Source organism: Nostoc sp. CENA543 (assembly GCF_002896875.1).
Lineage (GTDB): Bacteria > Cyanobacteriota > Cyanobacteriia > Cyanobacteriales > Nostocaceae > Trichormus.
In genome coordinates, this window is sequence record NZ_CP023278.1 from 4832163 (window position 1) to 4850350 (window position 18188).

The following is an 18188-nucleotide window of genomic DNA, read 5'->3' on the forward strand; positions in this document are numbered from 1 at the left end:
ACAAAAAAATGTCAAATCTTGAGCTGTCAAGTTCCCAGGTCTACCTAACTGAAAAATCAGCCAACTCGCCAACTAGCCTTATGGGTGATTTTGTCCTAAAATTTTGGGGTGTCAGGGGTTTAATTCCTACCCCAGACGGTAACACGACTCGCTACGGTGGTAACACAGCTTGTGTGGAAATACACGTAGCTGGTAAAAATTTAATTTTTGACGGTGGTACAGGTTTACGCATACTGGGTAAAACTTGGCAGCATTTGCAAGAACCACTAGAAGCCCATTTATTTTTTACTAATTCTCAATCTAATCGCATTCAGGGATTTCCTTTTTTTGCACCTGCATTTATTCCCAAAAATTGCTTTTATATTTACGGTGCAGCCGCCTCTAATGGTGCTTCTATCAAACAATGTCTGTGTGACCAAATGCTGCAACCCCACTTTCCCTATCCCCTACAGGTCATGCAGTCGGAATTACAGTTCCAAAACATCACTCCTAACAGTGAAGTCAAACTTGACGATGTTACCGTTAAAACAGCAATCATTAATCAAACTCAACGTTCCATAGGCTATCGGGTCAACTGGCAAAATTACAGTGTTGCATATATTACAGATTTAAGTAACCGCGCAGATCAAATAGAACGCGATGACATCCTGCAATTTGTTCAGGGTGTAGATTTATTAGTGGCTAATGCTACTTATACTCCTCCCACATCTCATGATCATGAATGCGCTGATTCTCTGTGGCAAGTAGCTGTGGAAATAGCTCACAAGGCAGATGTCAAACAGTTAGTAATTTCCCATCATCATCCAGATGATCATGATGATTTTCTAGATATGGTGCAAACAGAGGTGAAATCTGCTTTTCCCCAAGCCTCACTAGCTGCTGAAGGTTTGGTATTATCTATCGTGTGATGTTTTTCTCTCTCTCCAGAGTTTTTTGAAATATTCTCAAAGATAGAGGTGAATTTTAGTAGTCATATCTTTTTTTGGTAAATTTTTCTAAAAAAACTGTGTTGGCTGTTACAATATTGTTAAGAAAAGTTGCTCGTTGCGCTTTGGGAACGCGCAATAGGGCTTTCACTCTATTGAGAAGACAACGCGAATGAATATTTTTAGACCAGCTGTGGGAGGCTGGTCTTTTTTTTTGAATATTGTTTACTTTTAGGTAAAAAGTATTGCCGATATGAACAGCGATCGCAATCCCAGCACTCTACCTGAAGGCTAATCAGTACCACACCAGCAACCCAAACTATAACGAATGGGCATTTCTACGCCATGAAAGCTTGTACCTATTCAGAAAATTCATAGCCGATAATCCATTCAAGATTCACTGTGAGATAGGAGGGATAGTGTTAGGGGAAATCGGTCTGTTTTTAACAAGTAAAGCCAAAGACTGTCTCAGTGACATTTCAGCCTACTACCTTGCTACTAGTTCGCCACATAAATTGTGACGGGTTATAGATCCTCAACTTTTAAAAAAAGTCGGGGATCTATAATCCACAAGCTGTCAAAATCAATCGGATGGAATACTATCACATGGCACACATGGAACTGTAACCGAGCCAGCACAGCAGCCAGTTATTACACTTAACAGCAACACTGCATGAGTGCAAATAATTAGGGATTTATATCTAGGTTAATAGTCATTAATATAATGATATTTAAAGTTTTTTAGTTGATTTTATTATATTCAAATTTCAAAGAGTAATATCTGCCAAATTGCTAAATCAATGATTAAAAAATGCCAGTTTAGTTTTAGTGATGATTTGGGAACACTAAAGTTAAATCATCCAGGACAATTTCATCAATCTCTAGCATGACGTTGGCATTTGTTAACTCTTCCTTGAATTTAAACACTTTTATTTCTCACGGGCATTGTTATCCTTGGACAACCGGACTAGTTTGGCTGCACATTATTCCTGATGCTACTATTGCTCTGGCGTATTATTCTATTCTGCTATTATTCATTTATTTTATTGCCAAACGTAAAGATATTCCTTTCAACAGAGTTGTTCTCTTATTTGGTGCTTTTATCTTTGCCTGCGGTACTGGACATTTGATGGATATTTGGATGCTTTGGCATCCTGATTACTGGATTGCAGGTATTTTAAAAGCTTTTACGGCAATTATTTCCATATATACTATATTTACGTTAATTTATCTAACACCTCAAATGCTGACGCTATCTAACCCAGCCGAGTTAGAAGTTATCCATAAAGCACTTAATAATGAAATTACCGAGCATAACAAAGCAGAAGAAGCTCTATTAGGCATTAGCAAGGCTATGGAAAGTGTTAGTGATGCTATTGCGATAGTTGATATTACGGGTCAGCTAATTTATCATAATCCTGCCTTTATCAATTTGTTCGGTTACACTGTTGAACAACTCAATGCCGTTGGTGGCCCAGTCGCAGTTTACAAAAATCCTCAAATAGCACACAATATCTTCGCTACTATCAAGCAGGGTCAATCATGGCGTGGTCAACTCACCATGCAAAACTCTACAAATCAGACAATACGAGTTGAGTTAAGGGCAGATGCAATCAAAGATCCGACTGGTAATATTATCGGTTTAGTGGGTATCTATACAGATATTAATGCTTGTCAACAAGCAGAAATCGCTCTGCAAAAATCGCTCAAAGAATTAGCAGACATAAAATTTGCTTTAGACCAGTCATCCATTGTTGCAGTAACTAACAATTTAGGAATTATTGAGTATGTTAATGATAAGTTCTGTCAAATTTCTCAATATCAATCAGAAGAATTAATTGGTAAAACTCATAAAATTGTTAATTCTAATTATCACTCTACTCCCTTCTTCAAACAGATGTGGTCAACTATTAGCCAAGGCAAAGTTTGGAAAGGAGAAGTTCAAAATAGAGCAAAAGATGGTACATATTATTGGGTAGATACAACTATTGTTCCCTTACTAGATGCTCAAGGTCAACCTCAACAATATGTAGCTATTCGTAACGATATTACCGAACGCAAACAAGCAGAAATCGCTCTGCAAAAATCTCTTAAAGAAGTGGCAGATATTAAATTTGCTTTAGATCAGTCATCTATTGTTGCTGTAACTAATAATTTAGGAATTATTGAGTATGTTAATGATAAATTCTGCCAAATCTCACAATACCAGGCAGAGGAGTTAATTGGAAAAACTCACAAAATTGTTAATTCTAATTATCACTCTAAAGCCTTCTTCAAACAGATGTGGTCAACTATTAGTCAAGGAAAAGTTTGGAATGGAGAAGTTCAAAATAGAGCAAAAGATGGTACATATTATTGGGTAGATACAACTATTGTTCCCTTACTAGATGCTCAAGGTCAACCTCAACAATATGTAGCTATTCGTAACGATATTACTGCTCGCAAAAAAGCCGAAGCTCAACTTCAACAGCAAGCAATAGAACTAGCACAAACTCTCAAAGAACTGCAAACTGCCCAATCCCAACTCATCCAGAGCGAAAAAATGTCTTCCTTGGGTCAACTAGTTGCTGGAGTTGCCCACGAAATCAATAATCCAGTTAATTTTATCTACGGTAATCTAACTTACGCCAAAAGTTATACCCACGAAATACTAAATTTACTTCACCTTTATCGCAGAAATTACCCAAATTTCCTAGTTGAAATTCAAGAAGAAATTCAAGAAGAAATTGAAGCCATTGACCTGGATTTTTTAACCGAGGACTTGCCCAAACTGCTTGATTCTATGAAAGTCGGTGCAGAACGAATTCGTCAAATTGTGACTTCTCTGCGTACTTTCTCACGTCTAGATGAAGCTGAGTTGAAATCAGCAGATATCCATCAAGGTATTGATAGCACTTTGATGATTTTAGAACATCGTTTCAACGCCAGAGCTAATCATCCGCAGATTCAGCTCATCAAAGACTATGGTAATTTACCTTTAGTGGAGTGCTATGCCGGACAGTTAAATCAAGTATTTATAAATATTTTGACGAATGCACTCGATGCTTTAGAAGACTCATTAATTCAAGGAAAACTTACACATAACCAACCACAAATCCGCATTTGTACTCAACAACTAAATGCTCAACAAATAGTTATTCGGATATTTAATAATGGCCCTGCTATTCCTGAACAAGTAAGACAAAAGTTATTTGATCCTTTTTTTACTACCAAAGATGTGGGTAAAGGTACTGGTTTAGGTTTGTCAATCAGCTATCAAATTATTACTGAACAACACAGGGGTTCGTTACAGTGTGTTTCATCTCCTCAAGGGGGAGCAGAATTTATCATTACAATTCCAGTTGAACAGCCTCATAATTAATAAGCTGTTAAGCATATAATAAAGCACATTGTGGCCGCAGAGGAGCAAGGGTCAAGGGAGAGGGTTTACAGCTTTTGCTAGTAGTCCGCCACACAAATTGTGACAGGTTATAGATCCCCGACTTTTTAAAAAAGTCGGGGATCTGAACACCCGCAAGCAAAAAAAGACGCAAAGTTTTTGGTTGCGTCTTTTTGGATGAAATTAAGAAATTTAGAAACTAAATGTGGTTCTCAATGCACCAATCACTACGGAATCATTGTTATCTTGGTGATCTGGTGCAGTTAGCCAGATCACTCCAGGTGTGATGGTGATGTTATCGCTAACTTTGTATTGGTAGAATGCCTCAACGTGGAAAGATGTATCATCATTTTCATCAATCCCAGTGACATTGGAACTGGTCACTTTAGGTTCCATACCGACGATAATACCGCCTAAATTACCTTTTTTACCAAGGTCGGGGAAGCCTAGAGTGACTGCATAGTTCCAAATGTCAACATCTCCACGATCAGTCCCTGTTAAAATGCGGCTATTTGTATAACCAGCCCAGCCACCTAAGACGATTTTATCAGTGATACCGATGGATGCTTGCAGTCCATAAGAATTGCTGGAAAATGCTTCATTAAAATTCTGGAAGGTTGCAGCGTTGCTACCTGTGAGTAGTGGCTGTTTGTAGGAATTGATATATGTTAATCCTACAGTAATGCGATCGCTTGGTTTGACGGTGAGCTGTGCTAATGCACCATAAGCACCATCGAATAAACCAGATCCCTGTACTGGACTATTCGCGGTAGGAGCTAAATAACCTAAACTTAGTGCTAACCTATCACTAAAGTTGTGGGTAATCCCTATACCTGCACCACCCACTTGACCATAAATGGGGTTGCGTGTACCGAAGGTAGATAAAGCACCAAAGTTACCATCACCATCAAACAAGTTGACGGTGCTAGTCAGGTCATCTGCTGCACCACCTGTCCCAATGGCGATTACTTGTGTCTTTTCACCTAGCGGGAATTTATACCAAACGGTGTCGATGACAGCATCATTGCTTGGTTCGGCATTGGCAAAAAATAGTCTGCCTTCTGTGGTGTTAATGTTGGGACTAGCGATATTGTTAGCTTGGATTCTGGTAAACAAGGTATCTTTACCAGTGAAGCTAGTTACCAACTCTAGACGCGCTCTGTATCCTAGAGTGGTATTACTATCTGTGATATCTGCACCATTGACGCGATCGCCAGATAATACATCACTAATTACAGTGACAACTTGTCCTTGTAATTTGGTTGTGGTGGAAAATTGATTAGCTTCTAACTCGGCTGTACGTGCTTCTAATGCGTCTACTCTACCTCTGAGTGTCGCTAATTCTGCGGAAAACTCTTCTTGGAGTTTTTGCAGTGTCGCCAAATCTTCTTTTGTGACTAAATCACCTGTGGCGGTGGCAATTAATTCATTAACTCTATCCAAACAAGCATTTAAACCGGCGGCGAATTCATACCGTGTCATGGCGCGATTACCGCGATATGTGCCGTTAGGATAACCTGCAATACACCCGTAACGTTCTACCAATGATTGTAATGCTTGGAATGCCCAGTCTGTTGGCTGTACGTCTGATAATTGTGATACGGAGGTAACTTGTGACATTACCTGATTTTGAGAAGACGAATCAGCTTTGACGATGGGGGCTACATTTGCTGGCTCACTCATTTCTGATGTTACAGGTGTTTCACCTGCGAAAGCAGCAGTACCAAAAAATAGGACTGTGCCACAAAATACTGGGCTAGCTAGTAGATACTTCCACATTTTTGACATTTCTTCCTCACACTTAATTAGGCTTGTATTCTCTTGGCCACACCAAATACCAAGCTTTTGTAAGCCTGTTGTCTCTGAAAAACGATTCTCAAAATATTACCAGTATGCAGCAAATTTTGTAACAGTAGAAGTCAAGAATTTATAAATTTTTGATTATGTCAAGGTTAAGTAGTCATGCTGTCACAATATTTTTTCTTTGCCTTTGCAGAGTCATGTTATCCTAAAAATGAGAATGAGAATTATTATTATAGATAAAATTAACTAATTCTCATCATCCAAACTTATATATAAACTGAAACAACATCGGCATCAGCATTGTTGCGGGGAGAAAATCAGATGGGGAAAGCAAGCATTACAAAAAACAGCATTTTATCCTTAGTAGCTTTGCTGATGTTGTCATTGACAGTAGGTTGCAACCAGTCGAGTAGTACAGAAAACACATCAGCATCATCTTCACCATCAGCAAAGGAGGTTGTAGCTACACCCGTAGCACAGCCAAAAAAAATCAAAGTTGTCACAACATTTTTACCTGTTTACCTATTTACTAAGGCAGTGGCTGGGGATGCAGCAGATGTCAATATTCTGGTGTCTCCAGGGACAGAAGTACATGATTATCAAGCCACACCAGATAATGTAAAAGCGATCGCTACAGCAGATGTGTTAGTCAAAAATGGTTTAGGAATCGAGGAATTTTTAACAGACACTATCAAAAATGCCCAAAATGCTAAGTTAAAGCAAATAGATGCTAGTGCAGGAATCAAGCCATTAAATGAAATTTCCCCTGTGGAGAAAGCCACAAAAGGTGAAACAGACCACGACCATGATCACGACCATGCAGAAGGTAATCCTCATGTGTGGTTAGATCCTATACTAGTCAAGCAACAAATCACCAATATTCGGGATGGCTTAATCGCAGCTGACCCAGCGAACAAAGATAAATATGAGACTAATGCTAGTGCTTACATTCAAGAATTAGATAAATTAAATAGTGACTTTCAACAAACACTACAGAAAACGCCTAACTGCACCTTTATCACCTTTCATGATGCTTATCCATATTTAGCGCAGCGTTATAACCTTAAACAAGTAGCCGTAGTACAGATTCCTGAAGATCAACTTTCTCCTGTGGATGTGCAGAATACTGTCAAAACAGTCAAAAAATATAATGTTAAAGCTTTATTTAGTGAATCTGGAGTAGATAATAAATTGCTCACCAGTCTAGCTCAAGACTTAAAATTAAGCGTGCGAACATTAGATTCTCTAGAAACTGGAGAACAAGATCCACAGTATTACTTTAAAGCCATGAGGACTAACTTACAAACCCTAGAGACAGCTTGTAAATAGGGTAGAGGACAGGGTGCAGGGGGAACAAGGAAGAAAAGGTAGGAGATGAGAAAAACTGTTCCCTGTTCCCTGTTCTCTAATGACTAATGACTAATGACTAATGACTAACTATGACATCGCCTATTTTAAAAATTGAGGGACTAACTGTATATCAGGGGAATTATTTAGCTGTGAGGGATGTTTCCTTTGAGTTAATTGCAGGAACTAATACGGCTATAGTCGGCCCTAACGGAGCTGGTAAAAGTACATTAGTCAAAGCTGTGCTAGATTTGATTCCTCATAGAACGGGAAGTATTGAAATATTCGGTTTTCCGATAAATAAGTTGGGAAGTTTACGCCATCTTATAGGCTATATGCCGCAAAATTTCATCTTTGATCGCAGTTTTCCGATTTCCGTTAAGGAGTTGGTGGGTTTAGGATGGGTAGCCAAAGTGCAGAATCGATATTCATTGTTTTCTAGATTAAAGATGCAAAGCCAGGAAAAATCCTTAGCTGTGGCTGAAGCTTTAAGAAGAACAGATGTTTATCAACTGCGAAATCAAGCTATTGGGACGCTGAGTGGTGGTCAACTCAAACGTGTATTACTGGCTTATTGTTTAGTGATTCCTCGGAAATTGTTGATTTTAGATGAAGCCTTTGCTGGTGTAGATATGCAAGGTGCGGCGGATTTCTATGCTTTGCTACATGAATTAAAACAAGAAGAAGGTTGGACGGTTTTGCAGGTTTCCCATGATATTGATATGGTCAGTCGTCAGTGCGATCGCGTCCTTTGTCTTAACCAAACCGTAGTTTGTACCGGACAACCAGAAATTGCTCTCTCACCCCAAAATCTGTTAGCTACTTACGGGCCAGGATTTAGCCGCTATCAACACCATCATTAATCGTCTTTTTCATCTAAATGTTCAGCTACGGCCTGATAAAGATGAAAAATATGGTTATCGTGCAGGCGATAAAATACATTACGTCCTTGTTTGCGATAACTTACTAAACGCATGGCTCTTAAATTACGTAACTGATGAGAAACCGCCGATTCACTCATGTCTAATAATGCTGCCAAATCGCTGACACAAAGCTCTTTTGTTGCCAAAAAGGAGAGAATTCTAAGTCGGTTAGCATCTCCTAAAAAGCTGAAAAAATCAGCCATGCGTTGAGATTTTTCTATTGTCAAAATCTCACTAGTTATGGATTTGTCAATTTGGGTTTCAATTAGAGATAAATTAGCATTTGATGGGAGCATTGTAGGTGATTGTTGTGGTTTTTTATTGGAGATGTTATTGAAGTTTAAATAATACGAACTTTGACAATTAATTCTGTAAACAATAACAATTATATACTTTATTTATAGGTTTAAAAATCGTAAAAACTAATATTATGACTCTCATATATGATGGCAATCACAACTGGTTATTGTTAGCCACGGGTGGAGATTTAATCAACTTGTTGCAATTCCCATTTATGCAGCGTGCGATCGCTGGTGCTATTCTCATGGGGATAATGGGAGGTTTGCTAGGTAGTTTTGTTATTTTGCGTCAGTTATCATTTTTCAGCCATGCGGTTGGTCATGCTGCATTGGTAGGTATAGTCTTGGGGGTACTGCTACAGATCAATCCTACTTGGACATTGTTACCTTTTACCTTAGTCTTTGGAGTTATTGTCCTTTATCTGATTGATCAGACCGATTTAGCTAGTGATAGCGTCCTCAGTATAGTGCTTTCTGGAGCATTGGCGATCGGTGTCATGCTGACAAGCTTCATTAAAGGTTATCGAGGTAACTTAATGAACGTCTTATTCGGCGATATTTTAGCTATTGATACTACTGACTTGATACTAACAATCATCATACTCATAGCTAGCGGCATTTTTTTATTATCCACCTTGCGACAACAAATCTTGCTAACGCTGAACTCAGATGTAGCGAAAGTGCAAGGTATTGCTGTTTCATTTTACCGTTATGGATTTGTGGTGCTTTTAGCACTAGCTGTAGCTGTGGCTATTAAAGCTGTTGGTATTTTACTGGTCAACGCTTTTTTAGTCATTCCGGCTTCTACAGCTAAACTAGTGAGTCACCACTTTAGTAGTTTTTTAATTTTATCCACAATCATTGGCGCAACTAGCAGCCTGGCTGGAATTCTGGTGTCTGGAGCTTTTAACCTTGGTTCTGGCCCTAGTGTTGTGCTGGTTCAGTTTATCTCTTTCATGGCTGTGTTCATCTTGATAAAGCTACGCCATAAATAAATATGATTTTTTTTCCTTAACCCCTTGCCAAATCATTTTTTGTTTGCTACATTTATTAATCGTGGCTAAGAAAAACGCCAAGCCGGGATAGCTCAGTCGGTAGAGCAGAGGACTGAAAATCCTCGTGTCACCAGTTCAAGTCTGGTTCCTGGCATGTACAAAGAACACTTGAAACCATCGAGCTTCAAGTGTTTTTTGTTTCTAAACACTGATTAAAATAGAACTAATGTTCTATTGAGAAGATAGATACTTGACATTTTTAGACACCCTTAGACCAAAAAGTGGTGTAAAAATGGTGTAAGAGCAGAGGACAATTACACCATTCATAACATATGTTCTGAAAAGATTCTAAGGACTGGGGATACATTTCAGTAAAGAAGAAAGATATTTGATTATTCGTACTTTTGCGAGAAATCGCCACTACTGCCAATTGATAAAGCTAGGTAGGATGTATTAGCTGTAATGCTGTCCCGGTTGATGCTGAAAGAGTCAATACGACCATCTGTAGTGGTGATTGTACCGGGAAATATGATTTTTTGGAGAACGTCTACAATGTTGCCTGAAATGCTCAAGGGTGATATTGTCTATCTTTACAAATTGCTGCGATCGCAAAACCTCTTTTGAAGAGAATCGCTCCCTTCAATCTCATCTTATGTTGTTCTTGTATAAAATTTCCATTCTTCATTTTTGTTACTAAAATTAAAAACTCCTCTCAGGATAGAGGGGAGTTTTGTAAACCTTTATTGCTAAATTTTTATTTGTTTTTTTAGAAAACACTCATGATTGTGATGATGCTGACACTAGTCAACATAATTAAAACACCCATAACCATTGATTCTCCCAAGGAATTAGGACGTTTTGAATTATTCATCATAGTAGAATCCTGCAATTTTTAGTTATCTCCTAAATATAACAGTCTCAGTATAAATATCTATGGAAGCCATGCAAAACTTAAAATAGCTTTACTATTCTTAGTTAAAACTGTAGTGTTTACTTAAAAATCAGATTAATCTCTTTAGATAAACATAATTTTTGATTCCGTACAATAACTTAAGTCAGCGTTGTTGATGAAAAAACAGGTTGTAGTCAGGACTGAAGTTTTTACCACAAGATGGAATTATCTACGCGGTTCTATTGATTCGGTTAAGTAAAAATACTATCATTTGGCATTAAGTCATCATTATGATTAAAATTCTTCATCTCTCCGACATCCATATGGGAAGCGGTTTTTCCCACGGTAGGATTAATCCAGTAACGGGCTTAAATACTCGACTGGAGGATTTTGTTAAGACCTTATCTTTGTGTATTGATCGGGCATTAACTGATGCCGTAGATTTAGTTTTATTTGGTGGTGATGCTTTTCCCGACGCAACACCACCGCCATATGTGCAGGAAGCTTTTGCAGCACAATTTCGGCGGTTAGTTGATGCTCAAATTCCAACAGTGTTGTTGGTGGGAAATCATGATCAACATTCCCAAGGTTTGGGAGGCGCGAGTTTAAATATCTACCGCACTTTAGGCGTACCAGGTTTTGTGGTGGGAGATAAGTTAACAACACATCACATCTCCACACCCAACGGCAAAGTACAGGTAATTACTTTACCTTGGCTAACCCGTTCCACTTTGATGACTCGTCAAGAAACAGAGGGTTTATCACTAGGGGAAGTCAATCAATTATTAACAGAACGTTTGCAAGTGGTGATTGAAGGGGAAATTCGCCGACTTGATCCTGATGTCCCGACTGTACTGTTAGCTCATTTAATGGCGGATAATGCAACTTTAGGGGCGGAACGTTTTTTAGCTGTGGGTAAAGGTTTTACTCTACCTTTATCTTTATTGACGCGTCCCTGTTTTGATTATGTGGCTTTAGGACACGTCCACCGTCATCAAAATTTAAATAAATCTAATAACCCGCCGGTGATTTATCCAGGGAGTATTGAAAGGGTAGATTTTAGTGAAGAGAAAGAAGATAAAGGTTATGTGATGGTGGAATTACAACGGGGGAGTGCGAAATGGGAATTTTGTCCTTTACCTGTTCGGACTTTTCGCACCTTAGAAATAGATGTGTCAAAAGCAGAAGATCCTCAAGCTGCTTTAATCAAAGCAATTACTAAACATGATTTGCAAGACGCAGTAGTCCGGTTAATTTACAAAATCCGTTCTGAACAAATTGATTTAATTGATAATACTGCTTTACATTCTGCCTTGAGTGCTGCTCATTGTTACACAATTCAAGCAGAATTAGTGAGTCAATTAGCTCGTCCCCGCATTCCTGAATTGAGTGCTAGCAGTAGTATTGACCCTATGGAAGCATTGAAAACTTACTTACTCAATCGTGAAGACCTCAAAGATATATCAGGATTAATGTTAGAAGCCGCAGAAAATTTACTAGGGAGTTCTAGAGAGTGATACCAATTCAAAATTCAAAATGACGCTCGCGGACTCGCTAACGCTGCGCTAACAAAATTCAAAATTAAGAAAGTGAGACTCAGCATAGCTTTTAGCGTTTGCATCTGTATCAAATTTTTTGTGAATTGGTATGAAATAAGCTTTTTAACTCCTAATAGCGATTTCTATTTAAGTCGTTTTTTAACGCAGAGGGGCGCAGAGTCAATCGCAAAGTTACGCAGAGGTTTGACTATTTTTATTAGCGTTGATGACTAATTCAAAGGACTATACTTTGAAAGTAGTTGTGTTAAACGCTTACGTTCGTAAGGTGTGAAATCTTTTGCAGATTTTTCCAGTTTCTCTAATTGCTGGTAAATTAAATCATGTTCAAAAGATTCTATACGTTCTGTAATTTCTCCGTAGAGTTCTTGGTGGGTAAACTCAGTTGCTAAAGCCTGAACTATTTTTTCTCGTTCTTTCCCTAGTAATTGATTCTTAAAATGATAATTATTTTGAGCATTTAGCGATATAAATTCAAGCGCGATCGCTAGCAGTAAGGTATCATAAGCCAAGGTTAATTCTCTGCTGGAACTAATTTCGTCGGGAATTAAATCGGGAATCTGATTATCTTGTGCTGATGCTTCTTTTTGAGTACGTTCATAGCAGTCTCGATAAAACTCAATTTGACTGAGAAAGTAAGCTGGGAAGCCTAAAGAACGTACCAAAACACACAAATTTCGTTCGTCTTCTGCAACAAAGGGAGTTACAGCACGGTTAAAGCGACTGTAAAGCCGGAGTATTTCTTCTTTATCTTTTGCTCCTACCCAAAGTGTAATTTCTGGTTGCGAAGTTGGGTTTAAGTGAGCATCAGTATCTTGAAGACGCAACAGGAGTTTTGCACTGTTATAAAGTTGATTTAATCTCACACTAGCTGTATTCTCTGTGATTAAATCTGACTTTAAAACGTCTCCAATGGATAACTTACTTAAATGTTCAAACTGCTGTTTGGCAAATAAAACCAGTTTGTTCTGAAATTCTGTAGCGGGAATTTGCCATGCTTGAGAGCGACTAACTTCTTCTTGGGTAAATTTATTAATTGGTAGAGTTTTGAGAATATTTTGATGGTAATAAATATCAATATCTGAATTTGTCAATACGGCTAATCTAGTTTCTGAATAATTTGTTGAGGCTTTGTCATGTTGAGTAGTTAAAATATCATATAACTGAGAAAAACTAGATAAAGCTTGACGTAAAATCTCAGTTTTCTGTTTAGATATTTTAATTAAATAGTTGACTACTTCAACACGGATATTTTGAGCATAGATGTCATATTCTAACTTTAATCGCTCATTATAGTTGCGGCGTAGTTCCACACCAGCAGCTTTTAAGCTACTTTCTAGGCGTTTGATTTGTTTTTGAGCTTTTTGAATGCGATCGCGGATGGTTGTACTATACTTGAGCCAAACAATACCCAAGTAACCAATTATACTAATTAATCCCCAAAGTAGGTAATTAAATAAGTTGACCCCTATCTGTTGTAATAATACCCACAGGGTTGATTGACTAAAAAGCCCAGTGATCAGCAAAATCCCAATGACAGCAATAGCAACGACAGCCGGAAAAACTACGAGATATAAAGAACGAAAACGGTTTTCTTCTGCTATCAATTCATTTAATTGGTCTGTAGCTATTTCGTATTGATTTTCTAAATAATGTAATTGTTTTTGCGTTTGACTAATTTCTGTTAAGGCTTTGGCACGGGCATCTTCAATTGCCAATGAGCGAGTTTGTCTAATTTGCTCAATTTCTGTATTTATAGCTTGGTGATAATCAGTCACTAATAATCTTAATTGTTCTTGAATTTTTTGTAAATCTTGATTGAGTAATTCTGAATTATTGGCAGATACAGTATCTTGTAATTGTTGTCTTTGGGATTTGAGAGTGAAAAATTGATTGAGTAGCTTTTGGCTATTTTCTTGATTAATTTTTATTTGTAATCGAGCATCTAAAAATGCTTCGGCAGCACGTAATTCTGTAATTAAATTTTCTGGGCGATCGCTAATCGACTCTGTTTGCAATTCCAAATAAGGGTTATTCAAAACATTGGATAATCTCACAGCTTCATGTAAGCCGCTAGTTGTAGCATCCACGTATTGATTAATCTTTTGGTCTAAGAGTTTATTCAGGGCGACTTGTGCCTGTTTGCCGCAACTTTCTAATGTACGCTTATATGAAATTAGTTCTTTATTTTCAAATTGCTGATAAGCGCGTTGCAATTCCATTCCATATTCTTGAGTTTGACCAAGACGAAGATCAAGACGGGGGCTGAAATCTTGCCAAACTGGTTTACCATTGTCTCGTTCTAATTGTTGCAAAGCATCGTGATAATCTTCGCTGAGGACAAATTCTTTTGCATCTAACAGTAATTGGCGATTTGCTTCGGGGGTGAGTTTGGCTGGGGGAAGAAATTCCTGGGTGATAATATCGCCTGCTAAGGCTGTACTCAAACGGTCTATAACTATCTCTGCGGGAAAAAATAACTCCCCATAGCCAAATGCACTGTAAGCAGGAAGTTTTCCGCGCACTGTATGCGACCCAATTAACAATCCGCCTGTTTCGGCTTCGACAGTCAATAAACCAGCAAAAGCATCAGCATAACTATCTAAATTAACTCCTAGTTCCCCGATGCGTTCGTCAATCAGCCAACAATTATCAAAAGGGGGTCTTTTTTGAGTATTCCTAATGACGACTCCTTTAGTCATTTTGTCGTCTAATTCCTTCAGGAGTTGATAAGCTGAACTATAATCTTCAGTTCTGGCTTGGGCGAATAATCCTGGTAAGAGTATGAAAGCTTCTAAACTATGGGGAATATCGGCAAAGTAGACATTAAATAGCCAATGAATCAAGCGGGATAGTTCAAATACTAGTTCTCGCGCCCGGTGGTCATTGGCGGAGAACATGATGTAAATTCTATAGCAAGAACTGATATCAACTCCGGCATTTTTGGCGGCGATCGCTTCTGGAGACTGGTTAACTGATTTAATTAAATCAATTAAAGTTGTTTGCAAATCCTTTGCTGCTTGTTGGAACTGGTTACTTAATTGGGATACAGAAGCTTGTCTAGCGTTTGTCAAAGCGAGGTCAAAACTCGCATCAGCAAACTTATCTAACTCGTTACTAAACCCAAAAGTTTGACCATCCCAAGTCAGAGTGTAAGCCTGAATTAAGCGACTTTGGGCGTTGGGAAGTTGTAGAAGTTGCCGCTTAATAGCTGCACATAAAGCAGTACCGTGGGGATCGAGTGCAAGTAAAATAGTTGGTTTTGGCATGAGACTAGTACCGCTACGCGGAATTTTAAATGCTGGTTTTAGCTGAGGAACACTGAAATATGTATTAGTTAATTACATCCAAATCTTCTAGGTAGGCATCAATTTCTTGAATTTCTAGTTCCACTTGTTCTTTAATTGGCAAACCGACTCTGTTATTCTTTAAAAGCTCATGAACTTGCTTAATATAGGTTTCCAGAGACAATCTCGCTTTTTCTTTGTCTTCGTGGGTAATTTTATCGACCTTCTGAGCAATTTCTTTAACTAAAGAAACATTATTTTTGAAAGCTTTAAATGCTGATTTGCGGTCTTCTCCTAACAGCAATATGCCATCTTCTAATTTTCTGGCTTGGTCTGTATGTACGAAATATTGCTTCTTCTGATTGACAATTAAGGAATATGGATTAGGTGCTAATGCTAAAGCAAACCAACGTAATGCCCCGCCATCATCTTCGGGAGGAATTAAATTTGCTAAGTTTGTCCAATTACGATGTAAATGTTTAAAAACCTTATCGGGATCTAGATAAGCTAACTCCATATCTTTTATCCCATTCAGGGTAAACAAAGGTACACCTATTTCTACACGAAACAGTGTGAGTTTATGGGGTTCACCTGTAGGTACAAAAGAAATATTGCCTTTGCCTTTAGGTAGACGACTAGAAAGGGGTGGATTACTAAAAATAGTGTTGTTACTTTCTACTCCGTAGTAATAAAATTCTGTGATAATGTGCTGCTGTTTAGATGGAATTTCTGCATCTTGATATTGCCATAAAGGAACTGCTAGTTTACCAAGTTGTTGTAAATCCTCTCCTACATCTTCTGGGTTACTATCCGCTAATACTTGCTCAATATTCATACTAGTTAGTGGACGATAGATTTCATCCATAAATGATAAGATGTCATTTTTTACATCTTCGGCTTTTTTCTCAGACCAATTAGTTAAACTTTGAGACTTTTCTCGATACCAACGGATGAAGTCTTCACCACTAACTTTGGGGCGTTTCGATTCTAAATCAATACGTTGAATAGTGTGAATAAACGGATTATCGGAATTACCTTGGCGACTAACTTCGGCGTAACTTTGTTCTACATCTCGATAAACTTTATCTAAGTTGCTGTGTATACGTTGACATTGTTCTTGAATTTTTTCGAGCTTATTTCGTAGCATTCCACAAAGTTCTGCCGCTTTATCACAGCGTTTCCAGTGTAAGTATACCCGCCACTTTTGATCAGCCCGTTCTTTATATCTTTGGCAAGCTGCTTGGATGGTATTCTTATTGGGAAACCAAGTTTCTGCGGCTTCTTTGATTTTTTCTTCTTGGGGTTCTAATTTTAAAGTAGAAAAATTAGATTGTGCTTCTTTAGATTTGCGCTGCACATTTTGCTGTAACTCATCTATCTTTTGAGAAAGTTTACTTAAAAATTGCAAAGTAGAAGCTAGACCGTTAGGACGGTTCAGACTCCTCTCTAACCAAGCTGTAATAGTCGCGGTTGCATTCTGTTCTAAACGGTAAAAATTCATCGCTAAATCTTTAGCCGTTCGTTGTTCCATTTGATCTAACTGTCGCTTGTACAGTTCTTTAATCGTCGGTAAAGATGTGCGGTCATATTTCATTTCTCCGATGCGGAATTCTGGCTTGGCTTGTCCACCGCGATCGCTCTCTGTCAAACTATCTAATAAGGTGTTAGCTTCTCCTAATTTGCAGTCTTGTAAAAAACGCTCAATCTCGCTGTCTACATCAATATTTGCTGTCGTAGACATCAACTCATTTTTCAACAAGTTCTGCGTATCTTCTAGTTTCATTCGCTCATATTGCTGTACTGGCAAAGTCAAGGTAGCAAAGCCAAAACTACAATAATTTATATTCCGTCCTCGGACTTTCTCACCAGCTGCTAAATAAGCCCGAATATTATCAGCAACGTTAGCAGCATCTAGACCAATTTGAGAACCAATTTGAATATACAAACCATCAGCAATTAAGTTTTGTAGGTCGTTAGGACGGCTAACCACAGTGCCATTTTTGTTCATCCCATCCATCAAAAACACAGCATCAAAAGGAGGGCGATCAGCCTTGACTTTAGTAATACCATAATCAATCTCTAAAGCATTGGATGGTGACAAATTCCAACAGTGTTCAATCTCCTTCAGCGCACCATAAGCATTTGATTTCACTAGATGAGTTTGGGGAAGATTAGCAAATACTCTCGGTAATACAAATAGTCCTGTAATATTAGAAAAGCTATTCAGATATTGTCTGGCTAAAAATGCCACATCTAAGAAAGTACCGCTACCTGTTCCCCCTGCTAAACTACCAATAATAAAAACTTCTACACCATCACGATTAGATACTTGAAAATTATCTGAAAATGCCTGTTTACTACTGCGAATTTCGCGCACAGAATTAATCGCTTGATTGATTAAACCGTTGATATCACCTACTTTCGCAAAGAAAGCCAAGCGTCCACGGGCGCGAATTTGACCTGCACCATTAATTAAACTATGTGCGGGAATATTTCTCGGCCACCATTCATCAATATGATCGTTGCGTGTTAATGGTAATGGATTGGCAACTGAAATAGCATAAAGTTCATTAGGTTCTAAAACGACCTTAATTCCATCAGGTGATTTTTCCCGGCTTTGAATATTTTCGGTTGTATCAATAGAAAGAAATCGAATAATTTCTGGTACGTAGCCGTAAACATCAATGAAGCGTTTTTTAAGTTTGAGTACAACTTCGTAACCAGTACCGCCTAACCCAATGACAACAGTAGGACGAAAAATAACTGTGGGACGAGACATTT

Annotated in this window: 10 protein-coding genes and 1 tRNA gene; 7 read left to right on the top strand and 4 right to left on the bottom strand. The window is 38.2% G+C overall.

All coding sequences use genetic code 11. The features are described from left to right. Nucleotides 1-8: 8 nt before the first annotated feature. Entirely contained in the window at nt 9-908 is a 900-nt protein-coding gene (locus CLI64_RS20125) for an MBL fold metallo-hydrolase (RefSeq protein WP_103138869.1), read from the top strand. A 904-nt stretch (nt 909-1812) separates the two neighbouring features. Beyond that, nucleotides 1813-4287 carry a PAS domain S-box protein gene (locus tag CLI64_RS20130; protein WP_103138870.1) on the top strand — a complete coding sequence of 825 codons (2475 nt, stop codon included), beginning with the start codon at nt 1813-1815 and terminating at the stop codon, nt 4285-4287. Between the two features lie 210 nt (nt 4288-4497). Here CLI64_RS20130 and CLI64_RS20135 read toward each other — a convergent pair whose 3' ends face one another. Beyond that, nucleotides 4498-6093: an iron uptake porin gene (locus CLI64_RS20135; RefSeq protein ID WP_103138871.1), complete on the bottom strand. Its 1596-nt coding sequence runs from the start codon at nt 6091-6093 to the stop codon at nt 4498-4500. Nucleotides 6094-6429: 336 nt separating this feature from the next. Between CLI64_RS20135 and CLI64_RS20140 the strand changes: the two genes are divergently transcribed. Together CLI64_RS20140 and CLI64_RS20145 are read left to right on the top strand one after the other, a co-directional pair. After that, complete coding sequence (locus CLI64_RS20140) at nt 6430-7437, top strand: metal ABC transporter solute-binding protein, Zn/Mn family (protein ID WP_225977399.1); 1008 nt, start codon at nt 6430-6432, stop codon at nt 7435-7437. Nucleotides 7438-7547: 110 nt separating this feature from the next. Further along, nucleotides 7548-8318: a metal ABC transporter ATP-binding protein gene (locus tag CLI64_RS20145; protein WP_103138872.1), complete on the top strand. Its 771-nt coding sequence runs from the start codon at nt 7548-7550 to the stop codon at nt 8316-8318. Here the strand turns inward: CLI64_RS20145 and CLI64_RS20150 are convergent. Further along, entirely contained in the window at nt 8315-8581 is a 267-nt protein-coding gene (locus CLI64_RS20150) for an ArsR/SmtB family transcription factor (protein WP_374703979.1), read from the bottom strand. The genes CLI64_RS20145 and CLI64_RS20150 overlap by 4 nt on opposite strands. A gap of 227 nt (nt 8582-8808) precedes the next feature. Here CLI64_RS20150 and CLI64_RS20155 point away from each other — a divergent pair, with 227 nt between their 5' ends. The 3 genes from CLI64_RS20155 to sbcD all read left to right on the top strand — a co-directional run bounded on the left by CLI64_RS20155 (nt 8809) and on the right by sbcD (nt 12081). Beyond that, nucleotides 8809-9672 (top strand): metal ABC transporter permease, encoded by an 864-nt coding sequence (locus CLI64_RS20155; RefSeq protein WP_103138874.1) that lies wholly within the window; start codon nt 8809-8811, stop codon nt 9670-9672. An 81-nt stretch (nt 9673-9753) separates the two neighbouring features. Beyond that, nucleotides 9754-9826 (top strand) — tRNA-Phe (locus CLI64_RS20160). A 1028-nt stretch (nt 9827-10854) separates the two neighbouring features. Next, nucleotides 10855-12081: an exonuclease subunit SbcD gene (sbcD, locus tag CLI64_RS20165; RefSeq protein WP_103138875.1), complete on the top strand. Its 1227-nt coding sequence runs from the start codon at nt 10855-10857 to the stop codon at nt 12079-12081. A gap of 251 nt (nt 12082-12332) precedes the next feature. Here sbcD and CLI64_RS20170 read toward each other — a convergent pair whose 3' ends face one another. Beyond that, nucleotides 12333-15389 carry a hypothetical protein gene (locus tag CLI64_RS20170; protein ID WP_103138876.1) on the bottom strand — a complete coding sequence of 1019 codons (3057 nt, stop codon included), beginning with the start codon at nt 15387-15389 and terminating at the stop codon, nt 12333-12335. Between the two features lie 64 nt (nt 15390-15453). Beyond that, nucleotides 15454-18186: a tubulin-like doman-containing protein gene (locus tag CLI64_RS20175; protein ID WP_103138877.1), complete on the bottom strand. Its 2733-nt coding sequence runs from the start codon at nt 18184-18186 to the stop codon at nt 15454-15456. Between the last annotated feature and the right edge of the window lie 2 nt (nt 18187-18188).